Source organism: Planococcus massiliensis (genome assembly GCF_000821325.1).
Lineage (GTDB): Bacteria > Bacillota > Bacilli > Bacillales_A > Planococcaceae > Planococcus > Planococcus ruber.
Genome location: NZ_CCXS01000001.1, coordinates 1,405,843 through 1,423,676 on the forward strand (window position 1 = coordinate 1,405,843; position 17,834 = coordinate 1,423,676).

14 protein-coding genes are annotated in these 17,834 nt (G+C 45.4%); all 14 read left to right on the forward strand.

Features of this window, described 5'->3' with window-relative positions; translation table 11 throughout:
• Window positions 1-63: 63 nt before the first annotated feature.
• The 14 genes from xerC (at window position 64) to BN1080_RS06830 (ending at window position 17,724) form a co-directional block, all read left to right on the forward strand.
• On the forward strand, window positions 64-957 hold the full coding sequence (gene xerC / locus BN1080_RS06765; RefSeq protein ID WP_052651244.1) for a tyrosine recombinase XerC: 894 nt from the start codon (window positions 64-66) through the stop codon (window positions 955-957).
• 13 nt (window positions 958-970) lie between these two features.
• Window positions 971-1,519, forward strand: a complete 549-nt coding sequence (gene hslV, locus BN1080_RS06770; RefSeq protein WP_052651246.1) for an ATP-dependent protease subunit HslV — start codon at window positions 971-973, stop codon at window positions 1,517-1,519.
• Window positions 1,516-2,916 carry an HslU--HslV peptidase ATPase subunit gene (hslU, locus tag BN1080_RS06775; RefSeq protein ID WP_052651248.1) on the forward strand — a complete coding sequence of 467 codons (1,401 nt, stop codon included), beginning with the start codon at window positions 1,516-1,518 and terminating at the stop codon, window positions 2,914-2,916. Before hslV ends, hslU begins: the two co-directional genes overlap by 4 nt.
• Before the next feature lie 87 nt (window positions 2,917-3,003).
• The gene (gene codY / locus BN1080_RS06780) at window positions 3,004-3,783 is read left to right on the forward strand and encodes a GTP-sensing pleiotropic transcriptional regulator CodY (protein WP_052651250.1); all 780 of its coding nucleotides are present in this window, start codon (window positions 3,004-3,006) and stop codon (window positions 3,781-3,783) included.
• A 313-nt stretch (window positions 3,784-4,096) separates the two neighbouring features.
• Entirely contained in the window at window positions 4,097-4,816 is a 720-nt protein-coding gene (gene rpsB, locus BN1080_RS06785) for a 30S ribosomal protein S2 (protein ID WP_052651252.1), read from the forward strand.
• Between the two features lie 87 nt (window positions 4,817-4,903).
• Entirely contained in the window at window positions 4,904-5,788 is an 885-nt protein-coding gene (gene tsf, locus BN1080_RS06790; protein ID WP_052651254.1) for a translation elongation factor Ts, read from the forward strand.
• Between the two features lie 76 nt (window positions 5,789-5,864).
• Window positions 5,865-6,590, forward strand: a complete 726-nt coding sequence (gene pyrH, locus BN1080_RS06795) for a UMP kinase (RefSeq protein WP_052651255.1) — start codon at window positions 5,865-5,867, stop codon at window positions 6,588-6,590.
• Window positions 6,590-7,147: a ribosome recycling factor gene (gene frr / locus BN1080_RS06800; protein WP_052651257.1), complete on the forward strand. Its 558-nt coding sequence runs from the start codon at window positions 6,590-6,592 to the stop codon at window positions 7,145-7,147. The genes pyrH and frr overlap by 1 nt, the downstream gene beginning before the upstream one ends.
• Before the next feature lie 154 nt (window positions 7,148-7,301).
• Window positions 7,302-8,093, forward strand: coding sequence for an isoprenyl transferase (locus BN1080_RS06805; RefSeq protein WP_052651259.1), 792 nt, complete (start codon window positions 7,302-7,304; stop codon window positions 8,091-8,093).
• Window positions 8,090-8,881: a phosphatidate cytidylyltransferase gene (locus BN1080_RS06810; protein WP_052651261.1), complete on the forward strand. Its 792-nt coding sequence runs from the start codon at window positions 8,090-8,092 to the stop codon at window positions 8,879-8,881. The genes BN1080_RS06805 and BN1080_RS06810 overlap by 4 nt, the downstream gene beginning before the upstream one ends.
• A gap of 16 nt (window positions 8,882-8,897) precedes the next feature.
• The gene (gene dxr / locus BN1080_RS06815; protein ID WP_052651263.1) at window positions 8,898-10,043 is read left to right on the forward strand and encodes a 1-deoxy-D-xylulose-5-phosphate reductoisomerase; all 1,146 of its coding nucleotides are present in this window, start codon (window positions 8,898-8,900) and stop codon (window positions 10,041-10,043) included.
• Between the two features lie 42 nt (window positions 10,044-10,085).
• Window positions 10,086-11,345 (forward strand): RIP metalloprotease RseP, encoded by a 1,260-nt coding sequence (rseP, locus tag BN1080_RS06820; RefSeq protein ID WP_052651265.1) that lies wholly within the window; start codon window positions 10,086-10,088, stop codon window positions 11,343-11,345.
• 97 nt (window positions 11,346-11,442) lie between these two features.
• Window positions 11,443-13,146, forward strand: a complete 1,704-nt coding sequence (locus BN1080_RS06825) for a proline--tRNA ligase (RefSeq protein WP_052651267.1) — start codon at window positions 11,443-11,445, stop codon at window positions 13,144-13,146.
• A gap of 270 nt (window positions 13,147-13,416) precedes the next feature.
• Window positions 13,417-17,724, forward strand: coding sequence for a PolC-type DNA polymerase III (locus tag BN1080_RS06830; protein WP_052651270.1), 4,308 nt, complete (start codon window positions 13,417-13,419; stop codon window positions 17,722-17,724).
• Window positions 17,725-17,834 lie beyond the last annotated feature (110 nt).

Sequence of the window (17,834 nt, forward strand, 5' to 3'; positions counted from 1 at the left end):
AGCCTCTAAATGTTGTTATAATTTAGAGGCTTTTCTATTTGCCAAAAAAGGTGGGTCCATCGGATGAATAAAGAAGAGATGCTCAAATCATTTATGACCTACATTCAACTCGAAAAAAATTATTCCGAACACACCGTCCACCATTATGAAAAAGACTTGGAGGATTTTTTTCTGTTCCTAGAAAAAGAAGGGATTCCGGATATACGGGATGTAGAATATTTGCACGCTAGAAACTATGTCACGAATCTGTACGAAATGACGTTGTCGCGCACGACGATTTCGAGAAAAATTTCATCCATCCGTTCCTTTTTCAAATACGGCAATCGCGAATTCGGGTTAAGTGAAGCCGCTTTCCGGTCGCTTTACCACCCTAAAAAAGAAGAACGCCTGCCGCAATTTTTCTATGAAGAAGAAATGGAGGCTTTATTCCTTTCTGTTCAAGGCGAGGACAAGCTGTCGCTGCGGAATATGGCGATTCTTGAACTGTTATATGCAACCGGCATGCGGGTCAGTGAATGCATAAATATCCGCATGCAAGATTTGGACCGCCAGATGCAGATAGTCAAAGTCATGGGAAAAGGGCGGAAAGAACGCTACATCCCTTACGGCCAGTTTGCCCACGAAGCACTGGAACATTATATTGAAGAAGCACGTCCTAAATTAATGAAGAAACAGGACCATCAAGGGCTTTTCGTCAATAATCGGGGCGAACTGCTGACGGATAGAGGCATTCGCCATATTTTGAGTGAGTGCATGAAAAAGGCATCGATCAATTCCACGATCTATCCCCATATGATCCGCCATACATTTGCAACGCATTTGCTGAATAACGGCGCTGATATGCGGACGGTCCAGGAATTGCTCGGGCATTCACATTTAAGTTCGACGCAAGTCTATACACATGTGACTAAAGAACATTTACGAAAAACATACTTAAATGCTCATCCAAGAGCTTAGAGGGGGATTTACCATGCAGGAATTCCATGCAACTACCATATTTGCCGTGCAGCATAACGGCGAATGTGCCATGTCTGGCGACGGGCAAGTCACTTTCGGCAATGCGGTCGTCATGAAACATACAGCGAGAAAAGTTCGGAGATTATACAATGGCCAAGTCCTGACCGGATTTGCCGGTTCTGTAGCGGACGCTTTTACGCTATTTGAAATGTTCGAAGGCAAACTGACTGAATACAATGGCAATCTTCAGCGCGCAGCTGTGGAACTTGCCAAACAATGGCGAGGAGATAAAATCCTCCGCCAATTAGAAGCGATGTTGATCGTCATGAACAAGAATGAGCTGCTTCTCGTAGCCGGTACAGGTGAAGTGATCGAACCGGACGATGGCATACTTGCGATCGGTTCAGGCGGGAATTACGCATTGGCAGCCGGGCGTGCATTGAAAAAATATGCCGGGGATCAAATGACTGCCAGAGAAATCGCTCAGTCTGCACTTGAAACAGCAGCGGATATTTGCGTTTATACAAACCACGAAATTATCGTAGAGGAGTTGGGCAAATGAAATCACAACAAGATTTAACTCCTAGACAAATCACCGACCATTTGGATCGGTACATCGTCGGACAAAAAGAAGCCAAGCGTTCAATTGCGATCGCGCTTAGAAACCGCTACCGCAGAAGCCGGTTGGATGAAGAGCTCCGGGATGAAGTGATTCCGAAAAACATTTTAATGATCGGGCCGACGGGCGTCGGGAAAACCGAAATTGCTCGCCGCATCGCCAAATTGACAGGGGCTCCGTTCGTGAAAGTGGAAGCGACAAAATTCACGGAAGTGGGCTACGTTGGGCGTGATGTGGAATCGATGGTCCGCGATCTAGTGGAAGCGGCTGTCCGCATCGTCAAAGAAGAGAAATTTGAAGCCGTCAAATTCCAGGCGGAATCAGCAGCGAATGAGCGGATCGTTAAGCTGTTGGCGCCTTCGCGAAAGAAAAAAGCGAACGGCCAAAATCCATTGGAGATGCTTTTTGGACAAAAAATGGATCAGCAGGAAGAGGAAGATCCGACAGCTGAAGTGGAAGTCCGTGTAAAGCGGCGGGAAATTGCTGCAGACTTGAAGGCAGGAAAACTGGAAGATGAATGGGTCATGGTAGAAGTGACTGAAAACATGCCATCCATGTTTGATGCCCTGCAAGGTTCGGGAATGGAACAAATGGGTGCAAATATGCAAGATGCCTTATCCTCATTGATGCCGAAGAAAAAGAAAAAACGCCGTCTGCAAGTGAAAGAAGCCAGAAGAATATTAACAGCCGAAGAAGCCGCGAAATTAGTGGACGATGAGGAAGTGGCTTCAGAAGCGATCAAGCGTTCTGAACAGCATGGCATTATCTTTATTGATGAAATGGATAAAATTGCGAGCAAGAATAACTCTTCATCTGCCGATGTTTCCCGCGAAGGGGTGCAGCGCGATATCTTGCCGATTGTCGAAGGATCGACCGTATCGACAAAATACGGAGCGGTGAAAACGGATTACATGCTGTTTGTGGCAGCTGGAGCATTTCATATGTCGAAACCTTCTGATTTGATCCCTGAATTGCAGGGGCGATTCCCGATCCGCGTCGAACTTCAGAAGCTGGAAGTCGAAGATTTTGTCAAAATCCTTACAGAACCAAAACATTCTTTGTTAAATCAGTACAAAGCGCTTCTCGAAACTGAAGGAGTTATGGTACACTTCAATGATGCGTCAATTATCAGACTAGCGGAAATAGCATATGAAGTGAACCAGGATACAGATAATATCGGTGCCAGAAGGCTCCATACGATTTTAGAGCGCTTGTTGGAGGATCTGTCGTTTGAAGCGTCGGAGATTACACCGGCTCAAATTGATATCACGCCTCAATATGTGAACGAAAAGCTTGAAAATGTGGCTAAAAATAAAGATTTGTCACAATTTATTCTGTAATTTCATGCAAAATAGTTTCATTAAGTAGTAAAAACCTTTAGAATATTAAATAAATACTGTTCGCAAATTAGTAGGAGGTTCATTTAAATGAATTTATTGGAAAAAACACGTCGTATTAACTCAATGCTGCAAGCAGCTGCAGGGAAACCTGTAAACTTCAAGGACATGGCGGAAACTTTAAGCGAAGTAATCGAATGCAACGCTTTCGTCGTAAGCCGCAAAGGTAAAGTTCTTGGATATGCAATCAACCAGCAAATCGAAAACGAGCGCATGATCGGAATGCTTGAAGAGCGCCAATTCCCAACTGAGTATACTCAAAATCTATCAAATATCCACGAAACAACTGAAAACTTGGATGTTAACAGCGAGCACACAATCTTCCCGGTAGAAGAGCGTGAATTGTTCAAAGAAGCGTTGACAACCATCGTACCGATCATCGGCGGAGGAGAACGCTTAGGAACGCTTCTTTTAGGGCGCGTAAACGGCGAATTCCACGATGATGATCTAATTCTTGGCGAATACGGCGCTACTGTAGTAGGGATGGAAATCCTTCGCGAAAAAGGCGACCGCATCGAAGAAGAAGCACGCAGCAAAGCAGTTGTTCAAATGGCGATTTCTTCACTTTCTTACAGTGAGCTTGAAGCCATCGAACATATTTTTGAAGAGCTTGACGGCAACGAAGGTTTGCTGGTCGCTTCAAAAATTGCTGACCGTGTCGGCATCACACGGTCAGTTATCGTTAACGCACTTCGCAAACTTGAAAGTGCCGGCGTAATTGAATCGCGTTCTTTAGGGATGAAAGGGACATACATCAAAGTATTGAACACGAAATTCCTAGCTGAACTTGAACAATTGAAAATGAACTGATCAATGATTGAAAGGCACTGGATTGATTCCGGTGCCTTTTTTGTTTGATGCAAAATAATCCGGAGTGGATTCCGCTTCAAAATCTTACTTTTCGAAGACTAAAACTTAAAATTATTTTCGGAATCCAAACGGACATTTTCTAAGTTCCTCAATTAATAAGAGAAACTTGTTGCGGAACGAACACGGACCGTGGTATAATTTCAAATGGTGTTAAATACACACGCATTTTGATCTGTTCCGCAGGTGCTTGCAAAAGTAACGGTTCAGAGAAGAAAAATGCGGAGGAAAAATAACCTATCAGGAGGAAACAAACATGTCAGTAATTTCTATGAAACAATTGCTTGAAGCTGGTGTACACTTCGGTCACCAGACTCGCCGTTGGAACCCGAAAATGAAAAAATATATTTTCGTTGAACGTAACGGTATCTACATCATCGACCTTCAAAAAACAGTCCGCAAATTGGAGGAAGCTTATAGCTTCATGAAACAAGTGGGCGAAGAAGGCGGTAAAGTACTATTCGTTGGTACGAAAAAGCAAGCTCAGGACGCGATCAAAGAAGAAGCAGAACGTTCTGGCAACTACTACATCAACCAACGCTGGTTGGGTGGAACACTTACTAACTTCGGTACAATCCAAAAACGTGTGAACCGTTTGAAACAAATCGAGCGCATGGAAGAAGATGGAACTTTCGAAGTTCTACCGAAAAAAGAAGTAGTTCAATTGAAAAAACAACACGAACGCCTTGTTAAATTCCTTGGCGGTATCCGTGATATGAGTTCACTTCCGGACGTAATGTTCGTAGTTGACCCACGCAAAGAGCGCATTGCAGTAGCAGAAGCAATCAAATTGAACATTCCAATCGTTGGTATCGTTGATACAAACTGCGATCCGGATGAAATCGATTATGTGATCCCTGCAAACGATGATGCAATCCGCGCGGTTAAACTTTTGACTGGTAAAATGGCTGATGCTTTGCTTGAGTCAAAACCTGAAGAAGACGAAGAAGTAGCAGCAGCTGAATCTGCTGAGTAATTCACAAGTATGACAGGTGATAAGCGGCCAAACCCACTTATCACCTTTTTTTGAGAAATCGTACACATCTTAAGGAGGAATTTAATCATGGCAGTTACAGCTCAAATGGTAAAAGAATTGCGTGAAAAAACAGGCGCAGGTATGATGGATTGCAAAAAAGCACTAGTTCAAACAGATGGCGACATCGACGCAGCAATCGATTTCCTACGTGAAAAAGGCCTTTCAAGCGCTTCTAAAAAAGCGGACAGAATCGCAGCTGAAGGGATTACTTCAATCCTGGTTCAAGGCAACGATGCGGTAATTTTCGAAGTAAACGCTGAAACAGATTTCGTAGCGAAAAACGAAGGATTCCAAACGCTTGTTAAAGAACTTGGCGAGCACTTGATCACAACAAAGCCAGCTACAATCGAAGAAGCGACGGCTTCAACGATGTCAAACGGTTCTACAGTTGCTGACCACATTTCAAATGCAATCGCTAAAATCGGCGAAAAAATCACTTTGCGCCGCTTTGAAGTACGTACGAAAACTGACGCAGACGCTTTTGGCCCTTACCTTCACATGGGCGGCCGCATTTCGGTGCTAGTTGTACTTGAAAACTCAACTGACGATAGCGCAGCACGCGATATCGCTATGCACATTGCTGCATTAAACCCTAAATATGTATCACGCGACGAAGTTTCTGCTGAAGAAGTAGAACACGAGCGCAAAATCTTGACTGAACAAGCTCTAAACGAAGGCAAACCTGAAAACATCGTTGCGAAGATGGTAGAAGGCCGCCTTGGTAAATACTTCGAGGACGTTTGCTTGCTTGACCAAGCTTTCGTTAAAAACTCAGATCAAAAAGTACGCGATTTCGCTGCTTCAACTGGCGGAGCTGTTAAAGAATTCATCCGCTACGAAGTTGGAGAAGGCATCGAAAAACGCGAAGATAACTTTGCTGATGAAGTTATGAGCCAAGTCAACAAAAAATAATCATTCAATATGTTTTACCTGGGGAACACGTCCAAGTGTTCCCTATTTTTCAATAAAAGTGTAATGGAGGGTACCGATGAGTGTTCAACAATATAAACGCATTGTACTAAAACTAAGTGGAGAAGCGATGGCAGGCGGACAAGGTTTCGGTTTGTCTCCTGAAATCATCAAAACGGTAGCCAGCCAAGTAAAAGAAGTGGTCGAGCTGGGTGTTGAAGTAGCGGTAGTAGTAGGCGGAGGCAATATCTGGAGAGGCAAGATCGGCTCTGAAATGGGCATGGACCGGGCAACTGCAGATTACATGGGGATGCTTGCGACAGTCATGAACTCATTGGCGCTGCAAGATTCTTTAGAAAAGCAGGGCATTGAAACGCGCGTGCTTTCTTCTATTGAAATGCGCCAAGTAGCAGAACCTTATATCCGCAGAAGAGCAATTCGCCATTTAGAGAAAAAGCGGGTTGTCATCTTTGCTGCAGGTACAGGCAATCCTTACTTCTCGACGGATACGACAGCTGCACTCCGTGCTGCCGAAATTGAAGCGGATGTGATTTTAATGGCGAAGAATAATGTGGACGGCGTTTATTCAGCTGATCCGAAAACAGATTCAACTGCCGTTAAATACGAAGAGCTTTCTTATTTCGACGTCATCCAGCAGGGGCTGCAAGTAATGGATTCTACTGCTTCTACACTTTGTATGGACAATGACATTCCACTCGTAGTATTCTCAATTATGGAAAATGGAAATATAAAACGGGCTGTTCTCGGTGAAAAAATCGGGACAGTAGTGAGGAGATCAATCTAATGCCGAAAACTGTATTGAACGATACGAAAACAAAAATGGAAAACGCCATTCAAGCTTTTTCACGTGAACTATCTTCTATCCGTGCAGGACGTGCTAACCCTTCGATCCTGAACAAACTGACAGTGGAATATTACGGAGCTCCTACACCCATCAACCAAGTAGCGGGGATTTCTGTTCCGGAAGCACGCTTGATCGTAATTCAGCCGTATGATAAAACAGTCATGGGCGATATTGAAAAAGCCATCATGAAATCCGACTTGGGCCTTAGCCCATCAAACGACGGAACGGTGATTCGCTTGGCCATCCCAGCGTTGACTGAGGAACGCCGCAAGGATTTAGTGAAACAAGTGAAAAAAGAAGCGGAAGACGCAAAAGTGGGCATCCGCAACATTCGCCGTGATGCAAATGATGATTTGAAAAAGCTCGAGAAGAAGAGCGAAATCACGGAAGACGACTTGCGCAGCTATTCTGATGACGTCCAAAAATTGACGGATTCGTATATTGCGAAAATCGATGAAGTGGCTAAAGACAAAGAAAAAGAAATTTTAGAAGTCTAATCGAACTTTCACTCGTTATAAAGCGTCCTGTTTTACAGGACGCTTTTTTATGCCAAAAAATTCAAGTGCTTCGTGAAAGAAAGCGCACGAAGGCGATTTTTTTGATATGATAAGCATTAGACATGCCGATTTGTAATAGGTGGAGGATTAGATAATGTTCAATAAACTATTAAAAAGAATGGCCGATACCGCGCCGGAAAACGAAAGCCGTGCCTTAGCCGTGGCAAATGAAGAAGTGCCTGCGCATATCGCCATTATTATGGATGGGAATGGGCGCTGGGCAAAAAAGCGTTCATTGCCTAGAATAGCTGGCCACCACGAAGGAATGAAGACGGTCCGCAAAATCACAAAACTTGCCAATCATTTAGGGGTAAGTGTTTTAACGCTGTATGCATTTTCAACAGAAAACTGGAAACGCCCTAAAATGGAAGTGGACTTTTTGATGCGTTTGCCGGAAGAGTTCTTATCGACTTTTCTTCCGGAATTGATAGAGGAAAATGTGCGAGTCGAAATGATGGGGTACCATCATAACTTGCCGTCGCATACCATCGAAGCGATACGAAAAGCAAAAGAAGCCACAAAAGACAATACCGGCCTTATTTTAAATTTCGCTTTGAACTATGGCAGCCGGGCAGAAATTGTGGATGCCGTGAAAGACATTGCCGCACAAGTCCAAGCTGGAAAATTAGCCCTAGAAGATATCACAGAAGACCACATTACAAATGGGTTGATGACGAATCAGCTTCCAGAGCCTGATTTGTTGATCCGCACAAGCGGGGAAGTCCGTTTAAGCAATTTTATGCTGTGGCAGCTGGCCTACACCGAGTTTTGGTTTACTGAAACGCTATGGCCGGATTTCGGCGAAGCGTCTTTGCTTGAAGCCATCGAGAACTATCAGCAGCGAAACCGCCGTTTTGGAGGATTGAAGGGAGAAGAAGCGAATTGAAACAACGGATCATCACCGGGATTATAGCCGCTGCCCTTTTCATTCCTTTTGTCATCATCGGCGGAATCCCGTTTATCTTGCTTACTTACGCACTTGCGACGATTGGGCTGCAAGAGCTTTTGAAAATGAAAGGCAGAACCCTTTGGAGTATTCCGGGACTCATTTCCCTTATCGCTCTTTATGCGTTCATGCTTCCTGATAAATGGGCCATCGGTTTAACGGAAATAACCGGCTACGTGAAAGTTGAAATTGCATTCTTGGCAGTTATTCTTCTGTTAATCCATACCGTAGTCGTAAAGAACAGTTTCACATTCGACGATGCGGCATTTGCGATTCTCGGAACATTATATGTAGGAATCGGGTTTTATTACCTGATCGAAACGCGTTTGGAAGGGCTGGCGTTTGTGGTCTTCGCCCTTCTCGTGGTCTGGTTTACGGATTCAGGCGCTTATTTTACAGGCCGCAAAATCGGCAAACGCAAGCTTTGGCCGGAAATTTCGCCGAATAAAACCATCGAAGGGTTTATTGGCGGAATTGTCTGGGCGATTGCGATTGGGCTGATTTTCAACTTTTTTGTCGACCTTGAAAAACCGGTGCTTCTGATTATCGCTGTTTCGATCATCGCTTCTGTTTTTGGGCAAATGGGCGATTTGGTCGAATCCGCTTTGAAGCGCCATTTTAACGTGAAAGATTCCGGCAATATTTTGCCGGGGCATGGCGGCATACTGGATCGTTTCGACAGTATTCTATTTGTCATGCCGTTGCTTCACTTTTTGCATTTCATTTAAGAAAGGAATTAATTGAATGGGAAAAAATATCATCTTACTGGGAGCGACCGGTTCCATCGGTATGCAAACAGCAGACATCATTAGAGAACATCATACAGAATTTACGCTGCGCGGTTTTTCTGCCGGCAAAAATATTCAAGTGGTCAAACAGCTCATTCAAGAATTTCGGCCTGAAATTGTCTGTGTACAGAGAGAAGAAGATGCAACTGAACTTAGAAGAGAATTTCCTGGCGTCTCCTTTGTCTTCGGACATGCCGGATTAATCGAAACGGCTACATACGATGCGGATGTGCTGGTCAATGCAGTCATCGGCAGTGTTGGGTTGGAACCGACGTTGGAAGCCATTAAATTGGGGCGTACGATTGCCATCGCCAATAAAGAAACCTTGGTTACTGCCGGCCATCTGGTCTTGGGCAGCGCCAAAAAATACGGGGCGGATGTCTTGCCGGTAGACAGCGAGCATTCTGCTTTGTTCCAGGCTTTAAACGGGGAAAAAAGGGAGCAGGCGAGCCGCCTGATTTTAACGGCTTCCGGCGGCAGTTTCCGTGATTCGACTCGTGAAGAGCTGAAAAACGTCACCGTCAAAGAAGCATTGAACCACCCGAACTGGTCCATGGGCGCAAAAATCACCATCGATTCGGCAACCATGATCAATAAAGGGCTCGAGGTGATTGAAGCCCATGTATTGTTCGACTTTCCGTATGCAGATATTGACGTTTTGCTGCACCGGGAAAGCATCATCCATTCGATGGTCGAGTTCCAAGATACGAGTGTCATCGCACAACTCGGAACGCCGGATATGCGGGTGCCGATCCAGTATGCCCTTTCCTACCCGGACCGGTTGCCGCGTCCGGAGGCAAAGCGCTTAAACTTGGCCGAACTTGGGAAATTGCATTTCCGTGAAATGGACTTTGAGCGCTTCCACGCACTGAAACTTGCTTTTGATGCGGGCAAAACAGGCGGCACGATGACCACCGTATTAAATGCGGCAAACGAACAGGCAGTCGCCATGTTTTTAAACGAAGAAATCAAGTTTCTCCAAATTGAAGAATTGATTGAACGCGCAATGGACCATCATGAAGTCATCTCTGCACCAGATTTGGAAACGATCCTGCACGTCGATGCTGAAACAAGAAAATCCGTTAAAAACATGCTAAAATAGCTAAAGATTAAAACCGGAAACGGTTTATAAGGATGGGTTTATATGGAAACAGTATTATCGTTTATCATAATTTTCGGTGCTTTAGTATTTTTTCATGAATTGGGGCATTTCCTTTTTGCGAAGCGTGCTGGCATCCTGGTCCGTGAATTTGCGATAGGCATGGGCCCTAAAATTCTTGGCATCACGAAAGGTGAAACCATTTATACGGTCCGGCTTTTGCCGATAGGCGGCTATGTCCGTATGGCTGGAGAAGACTTGGATACGATTCAGATTCAGGCTGGTCACCGCATTGGCGTTTTGCTTAATGCAGACGGCAAAGCCCAAAAAGTGATCATGAACCAAAAGACGATGTATCCGGATATTTTATTGCTGGAAGTCGAAGAAGCCGATTTGGAAAAAGAGCTTTACATTAAAGGATACGACGAAGAAGAGAAATTCGTCCGCATCGAAGTGGCCCGCGATGCAGTTGTCGAAGAAAACGGCAAAGAAATCGTCTTGGCGCCATATGACCGCCAATTTGATTCAAAAAGCATTGTCCACCGTTTTATGACCATTTTTGCAGGTCCGTTATTTAACTTTATCCTGGCATTCTTCATTTTCTCGGCACTCGGGATGATGCAGGGAATTCCAACGAATGAACCGATCATTACGGAAGTGACGGAAGACAGCCCAGCTGCTGAAGCCGGCATGCAAAACGGGGATTTAGTGACGAATATCGACGGCAAAGCGATTGCGAATTGGGATGAGCTGGTAGCGATTGTCCAAGATAATGCAGGCAATCCATTGCCATTCCAAGTAGAGCGCGGCGAAGAACAACTGAATTTCACGATTACTCCTGAAGTTTCTGAACAATCTCCCGAAGAAATCGGCGTTATCGGTGTTCTATACCAAAGCCCGTTCGAGAAAGATTTTCTAGGCTCCTTCGTATACGGGGCAGAACGGACAGTGTTCTGGTTCCAGGAAATTTTCCGTTTGCTTGGGATGCTGGTGACCGGGCAATTTACCATTGACGCCCTCTCAGGCCCAGTCGGCATTTACAAAACGACAGAAGAAGTAGCGAAATACGGTATTTTCACGTTAATGAGTTGGGCAGGGATGCTCAGCATCAACTTGGGAATCATGAACTTGCTTCCGTTGCCGGCATTGGACGGTGGACGTTTGATGTTCTTTATCATTGAAGCGTTGAGAGGCAAACCGGTAGACCGCCAAAAAGAAGGGATGGTCCATTTTGTCGGAATCATGCTTCTCATGGTCCTGATGATTGTGGTTACCTGGAATGATATTCAAAAATTCTTCTTTTAAATAGAAAAGCGACATAGGTTCAAGGAGTTGTGCAGCTGGAGTCTGGATAATTCCATCTTTTATTAAAAATTCATAGTCAGTTGAGGTGTATTTTGGAATGAAACAATCAGCAACTTTTATCCCTACATTAAGAGAAACGCCAGCAGATGCCGATGTGAAATCGCATCAGTTATTATTAAGAGCAGGCTTTATCCGCCAAAACACAAGTGGAATCTATTCCTTCTTGCCGATGGGCAAACGGGTTCTGCAAAAAGTGGAAACGATCATCCGCGAAGAAATGGAAGCTGCCAACAGTGTAGAAGTCTTTCTACCGGCTTTGCAGCAAGCAGAACTTTGGCAGGAAACGGGCCGCTGGTATTCCTACGGCGACGAATTGATGAGATTGACTGACCGCAACAACCGTGAATTTGCACTGGGTGCGACGCATGAAGAAGTCATTACGAGCCTATTGCGCGACGAAATCAAATCCTATAAAAAATTGCCCTTGAATCTTTTCCAGATCCAATCAAAATTCCGTGATGAGAAGCGTCCGCGTTTCGGTCTGCTTCGCGGCCGTGAGTTCTTAATGAAAGATGCGTATTCGTTCCATGCAACGAAAGAAAGCCTTGATGAGACGTATGAGGTGATGATGCAGGCTTATACCAATATCTTCACGCGGCTCGGCTTGAATTTCCGTGCAGTTATTGCGGATTCAGGCGCCATTGGAGGAAAAGACAACCATGAATTCATGGTTCTTTCTGAAATTGGCGAAGATACGATTGCATATTCGGACTCATCTTCTTATGCAGCCAATATCGAAATGGCGGCTGTGAACATGGAGTATCCAAAATCAGAAGAAGCAGTGAAAGAAATGGAAAAAGTGGCAACGCCGGATCAGAAAACGATTGCGGAAGTCTCAGCTTTCTTAAACGTTTCACAAGAAAAATGCATTAAGACGTTGGTGTTCAAAGCAGATGAAGATTTTGTCGTCGTGCTCTCACGCGGCGACCACGAAATCAACGATGTCAAAGTGAAACATGCAACTGGGGCAACGGTCGTCGAAATGGCGACTCCGGAAGAAGTAAAGGAATTGCTGAATTGTGAAATCGGCTCTCTTGGGCCAATCCAATTGCCTGCTTCCATCCGTGTATTTGCAGACAATGCCGTTAAATCGATTGTGAACGGGGTAACGGGAGCGAACGAAGAAGGCTTCCACTACATTAACGTAAATCCGGAAAAAGATTTTGCGGTTGAAGCATTTGCGGATCTCCGCTTTGTCCAAGAAGGGGACCAGTCTCCAGACGGCCAAGGTACGATCCGTTTTGCAAAAGGAATTGAAGTGGGCCATATCTTCAAACTGGGAACGCGGTACAGTGAAGATATGAAAGCGACATTCCTGAACGATCAGGGACGAGCAACGCCTTACATTATGGGCTGCTACGGCATCGGCGTATCGCGTGTAGTGGCGGCAATCGCCGAGCAATTCCAAGACGACAGCGGCTTCACTTGGCCGGATGCAGTTGCTCCGTATGAAGTCCACTTGGTTCCTGTCAATATGAAGGATGAAACGCAGCGCACGCTCGGAGAAGAGCTGCACGAACTTTTGAAGTCGAATCGCTACGAAGTGCTGCTGGATGACCGCAATGAACGCGCCGGTGTGAAATTTGCCGACGCCGATTTGATTGGGATTCCTCTTCGCATAACGATCGGCAAGAAAGCGGCAGAAGGAATTTTAGAAGTGAAAGATCGCCGTACTGGCGACACATTCGAGTGGAATCGCGAAGAATTATTGGAGCAAGTGCAGCAATTCTTTAAAAAATAATCTCTAAATCTGATATGATTAAAGGAAAGTACTTAGGTGCTTTCCTTTCTTTATTTTCACCCGAAATAATGAAATTTCAGTTTCTTGAAAAGTTGTTTGGAAGTCAATCCGTTCAAGAATGAAAGAATCGATTAACTTGCCAGCTACACAAAGCGGCTAAGTATTAGATACCGGAAGAAGCTGTGGACAACAGAGGTTTTCCAGGAAATCAGCATTTATAAAAGACTCGTTTATAGATCTTGGGAATACATTTTAACGAAGGGGATAGTTATGACAAACCAGCAAGATTCAAAGATGCGCTTCAAGCTACTTCTTCAGCATCTCGACCTTATAGAAGATGTACATATGCCATATTTTGAGGGAGCGGAATTAACCCGGATGACTGTCCATAAGAAAGAGCGGACATGGCGGTTTTTGATCAAAGTCAAACAAGTATTGCCGCTTGAATTATTCTTATTGTTGAAAGAGCGCCTGCATACGACATTTTCAAGCATCGCTCATATCCAATTGAATATTCAAAGTGAAACGGCTAATGCAGACGGCGATTTGGTGACTGAGTATTGGAGATATGTCGTGGAAGAATTCTCTGACATGGCACCGCCGCTGCGGGATCAGCTTTTGTCTCAAGTTCCGGAATGGAGCGGTTCCAAGCTGATGCTTTGCTGCAGCCATGAACATGAAATGATGGCGTTGAAATCCAAATACACGGAAAAGTTGGCTGCAGTATACCAGCAGTTCGGCTTCCCGCGCATTGGCATCGATTTCCAATTGGCAGAAGGCGATCAGGAAGCTGCCCATCTCGCCTTTATGGAACAGCGCAAAATTGAAGAAGAAGAAATGGCGAAAAAAGCGCTCGCCGATATGAAGAAACGTGAAACGGACCGGGCAGACAACGGAGTGCCTGCAGGGCCATTCCAAATGGGTACGGCAATCAAACCGGATGAAGCCATTTCCGATATTAAATCAATCGTTGATGAAGAACGCCGAGTAACGATTGAAGGCTACGTCTTTGACGTGGAAGTTCGTGAACTTCGAAGCGGCCGTTCGCTTCTGACCGTCAAAATGACCGATTACACCGATTCGATTCTTGTGAAGATGTTCTCGCGCGACAAGGAAGACGCAGCGTTGATGGCCAGCCTGAAAAAAGGCATGTGGCTGAGAGCGCGCGGCTCGATCCAAATGGATACGTTCGTCCGTGATTTGGTCATGATGGCTCAGGACATGGCAGAAATCAAACCGGATTTCCGGAAAGATACTGCAGAACAAAAACGGGTGGAATTGCACCTTCATACGCCGATGAGCGCTATGGATGCTGTTTCCTCGGTGGACTCTTTAGTAGCGCAAGCGGCTAAATGGGGGCATCCTGCGATTGCAATTACGGACCACGCGGGCGTTCAATCGTTTCCGGATGCCTACGCAGCAAGCAAAAAGCATGGCATCAAAGCGATATTCGGGTTGGAGGCCAACTTGGTGGACGATGGTGTACCGATTGCCTACGAAGAGCGCCATGCCCTATTAGAAGATGAAACCTTTGTGGTCTTTGACTTGGAGACCACAGGCCTGTCAGCGGTTTACGACACGATCATCGAACTCGCCGCTGTAAAAATCAAAGGCGGACAAATCATCGATAAATTCGAGAGCTTTGCCAATCCGCACCATGAATTGTCAGCCACGACGATCGATTTGACAGGCATTACGGATGACATGGTAAAAAATGCGCCGGAAGTTGAAGAAGTGATCCGCAAATACCACGAATGGGCCGGCGACCATATCATGGTTGCCCACAACGCTTCCTTTGATATGGGCTTCCTCTATGTCAGCTATAAAAAATATGGCATTGAGACCAAACATGCCACAATCGATACATTGGAACTTGCCCGCATGCTGCATCCCGAATTGAAAAATCACCGCTTGAATACATTGGCGAAAAAATTCGGCATCGAACTCACCCAGCATCACCGGGCCATTTATGATACAGAAGCGACATCTTATTTATTGACGCACCTGTTGAAAGAAGCCCATCAAAAAGGGATTCTTTACCATGACGAGCTCAATGATTATGTGGGCGGGGGAGATTCGTATAAACGTTCGCGGCCGACGCATTGCACATTGCTTGCGCAAAATGACGAAGGCTTGAAAAATCTGTTTAAATTGGTGTCCGCTTCGCATATCGATTATTTTTACCGCGTGCCGCGCATCCCGCGTTCGCTGCTGCAGCGCCACCGAAAAGGATTATTGGTCGGCTCGGGCTGCGACAAAGGCGAGGTATTTGAAGCGGTCATGCAGAAATCGATGGAGGAAGTCGAGCAGACAGCGAAGTTCTATGATTACCTGGAAGTTCATCCGAAAGAAGTTTACTCGCATTTAATCGAACGCGAATTGATCCGGGATGAGTGGAATTTGGAAGACGTCATCCGCAAATTGGTGAAAGTCAGCAAAAAGCTTGAAATTCCGCTCGTTGCAACAGGCAATGTCCATTATTTAAATGAAAACGATGCGATCTTCAGACAAGTGCTGATCGGTTCCCAGGGTGGAGCCAATCCGCTGAATCGCCATAAATTGCCGAAAGTCCATTTCCGTACAACAACTGAAATGCTGGATGCTTTTGAATTTCTTGGCACTGAAACCGCGCATGAAATCGTCGTTGAAAATTCGAATCGCATTGCAGATATGATTGATACGGTCAAACCAATCAAAGACGATTTGTATACGCCGAAAATTGAAGGCGCAGATGAAGAGGTCCGTGAATTGAGCTATAATATGGCCCATAAAATCTACGGCGAAAAGCTGCCTGAAATTGTCGAAGCCCGAATTGAAAAAGAATTAAAATCCATCATCGGTCACGGTTTTGCGGTCATCTATTTGATTTCCCATAAACTGGTGAAAAAATCCTTGGACGACGGTTATTTGGTCGGTTCCCGTGGGTCGGTCGGTTCGTCGCTGGTCGCAACACTTACGGAAATTACGGAAGTCAATCCGCTTCCGCCGCATTATATTTGTTCGAAATGCCAGAAGTCGGAGTTTTTTGATGACGGTTCCGTTGGATCCGGATTTGATTTGCCGGACAAACTTTGCCCGGATTGCAACATCCCTTTCCAAAAAGAAGGGCAGGACATTCCATTTGAAACGTTCTTAGGCTTTAAAGGGGACAAGGTTCCCGATATCGATTTGAACTTCAGTGGCGACTACCAGGCACGGGCCCACAACTACACGAAAGAATTGTTCGGGGAAGACAATGTATTCCGTGCGGGTACGATCGGTACAGTCGCAGAAAAAACCGCTTACGGCTATGTCCGCGGCTATGCCAATGACCGGGACATGACGCTTCGCGGAGCTGAAATCGATCGCCTCGTGCAGGGATGTTCAGGCGTTAAGCGAAGTACAGGGCAGCACCCAGGGGGGATAATTGTTGTTCCGGACTATATGGACATTTACGATTTCTCGCCGATCCAATTCCCGGCGGATGCACAGGATTCAGAATGGAAAACGACGCATTTCGACTTCCATTCCATCCATGATAATTTGCTGAAGCTGGATATTCTGGGCCACGATGATCCGACGGTGATCCGCATGCTGCAAGATTTATCCGGCATTGATCCAAAAACGATCCCGACGGATGATCCGGAAGTGATGAAAATCTTTTCAGGAGTAGAATCGCTTGGCGTAACGGAAAAGCAAATCGGCTGTAAAACCGGAACGCTCGGCATTCCGGAATTTGGTACCCGTTTCGTTCGCCAAATGCTTGAAGAAACGAAACCGACGACATTCTCGGAACTGGTTCAGATTTCCGGCTTGTCGCACGGGACGGATGTTTGGCTCAGCAATGCACAAGAGCTAATCCAAAACGGGACTTGCCAATTATCAGATGTAATCGGCTGCCGGGATGATATCATGGTTTATTTGATCTACCAAGGGTTAGAGTCTTCTTTGGCTTTTAAAATTATGGAATCGGTCCGTAAAGGTAAAGGGCTGACACCGGAAATGGAAGAAGCAATGAAAAAAGAAGGCGTGCCGAACTGGTATATTGAGTCGTGCAAAAAGATCAAATACATGTTCCCGAAAGCCCACGCCGCGGCTTATGTATTGATGGCTGTGCGGATCGCTTATTTCAAAGTGCACTTCCCGATCCTTTATTACGCAGCGTACTTTACGGTGCGCGCTGAAGATTTTGATGTCAATGCCATGGCGAAAGGTTCTTCTTCCATCCGTGCACGGGTAGAAGAGATCAATTCAAAAGGCTTAGAGGCATCGACAAAAGAGAAAAACTTGATGACGGTTATGGAACTTGCGCTAGAGATGGTGGAACGCGGATTTACTTTCCAAAAAGTCGATTTGTATAAATCGAAAGCGGATGAATTCATCATTGATGGAACGTCATTGATCCCGCCGTTCAACGCCATTCCCGGGCTCGGGACAAACGCTGCCAAATCGATTGTCGCCGCTCGGGAACATGGGACATTCCTGTCAAAAGAAGATCTTCAGCAGCGAGGCCGCGTATCCAAAACGATCATTGAATACATGGACGACCATGGCTGCCTTGAAGGAATGCCTGATGCAAACCAGTTGTCGCTCTTCTAGGCATTTGCACCATTCCGATCATTATGGTATTATTGTAGTAACATTTACTGATAGCTCTGTCGCAGAAGAGTGGGATCTCCCGCTCTTTTCTGTTGTTATGGCATAAATTT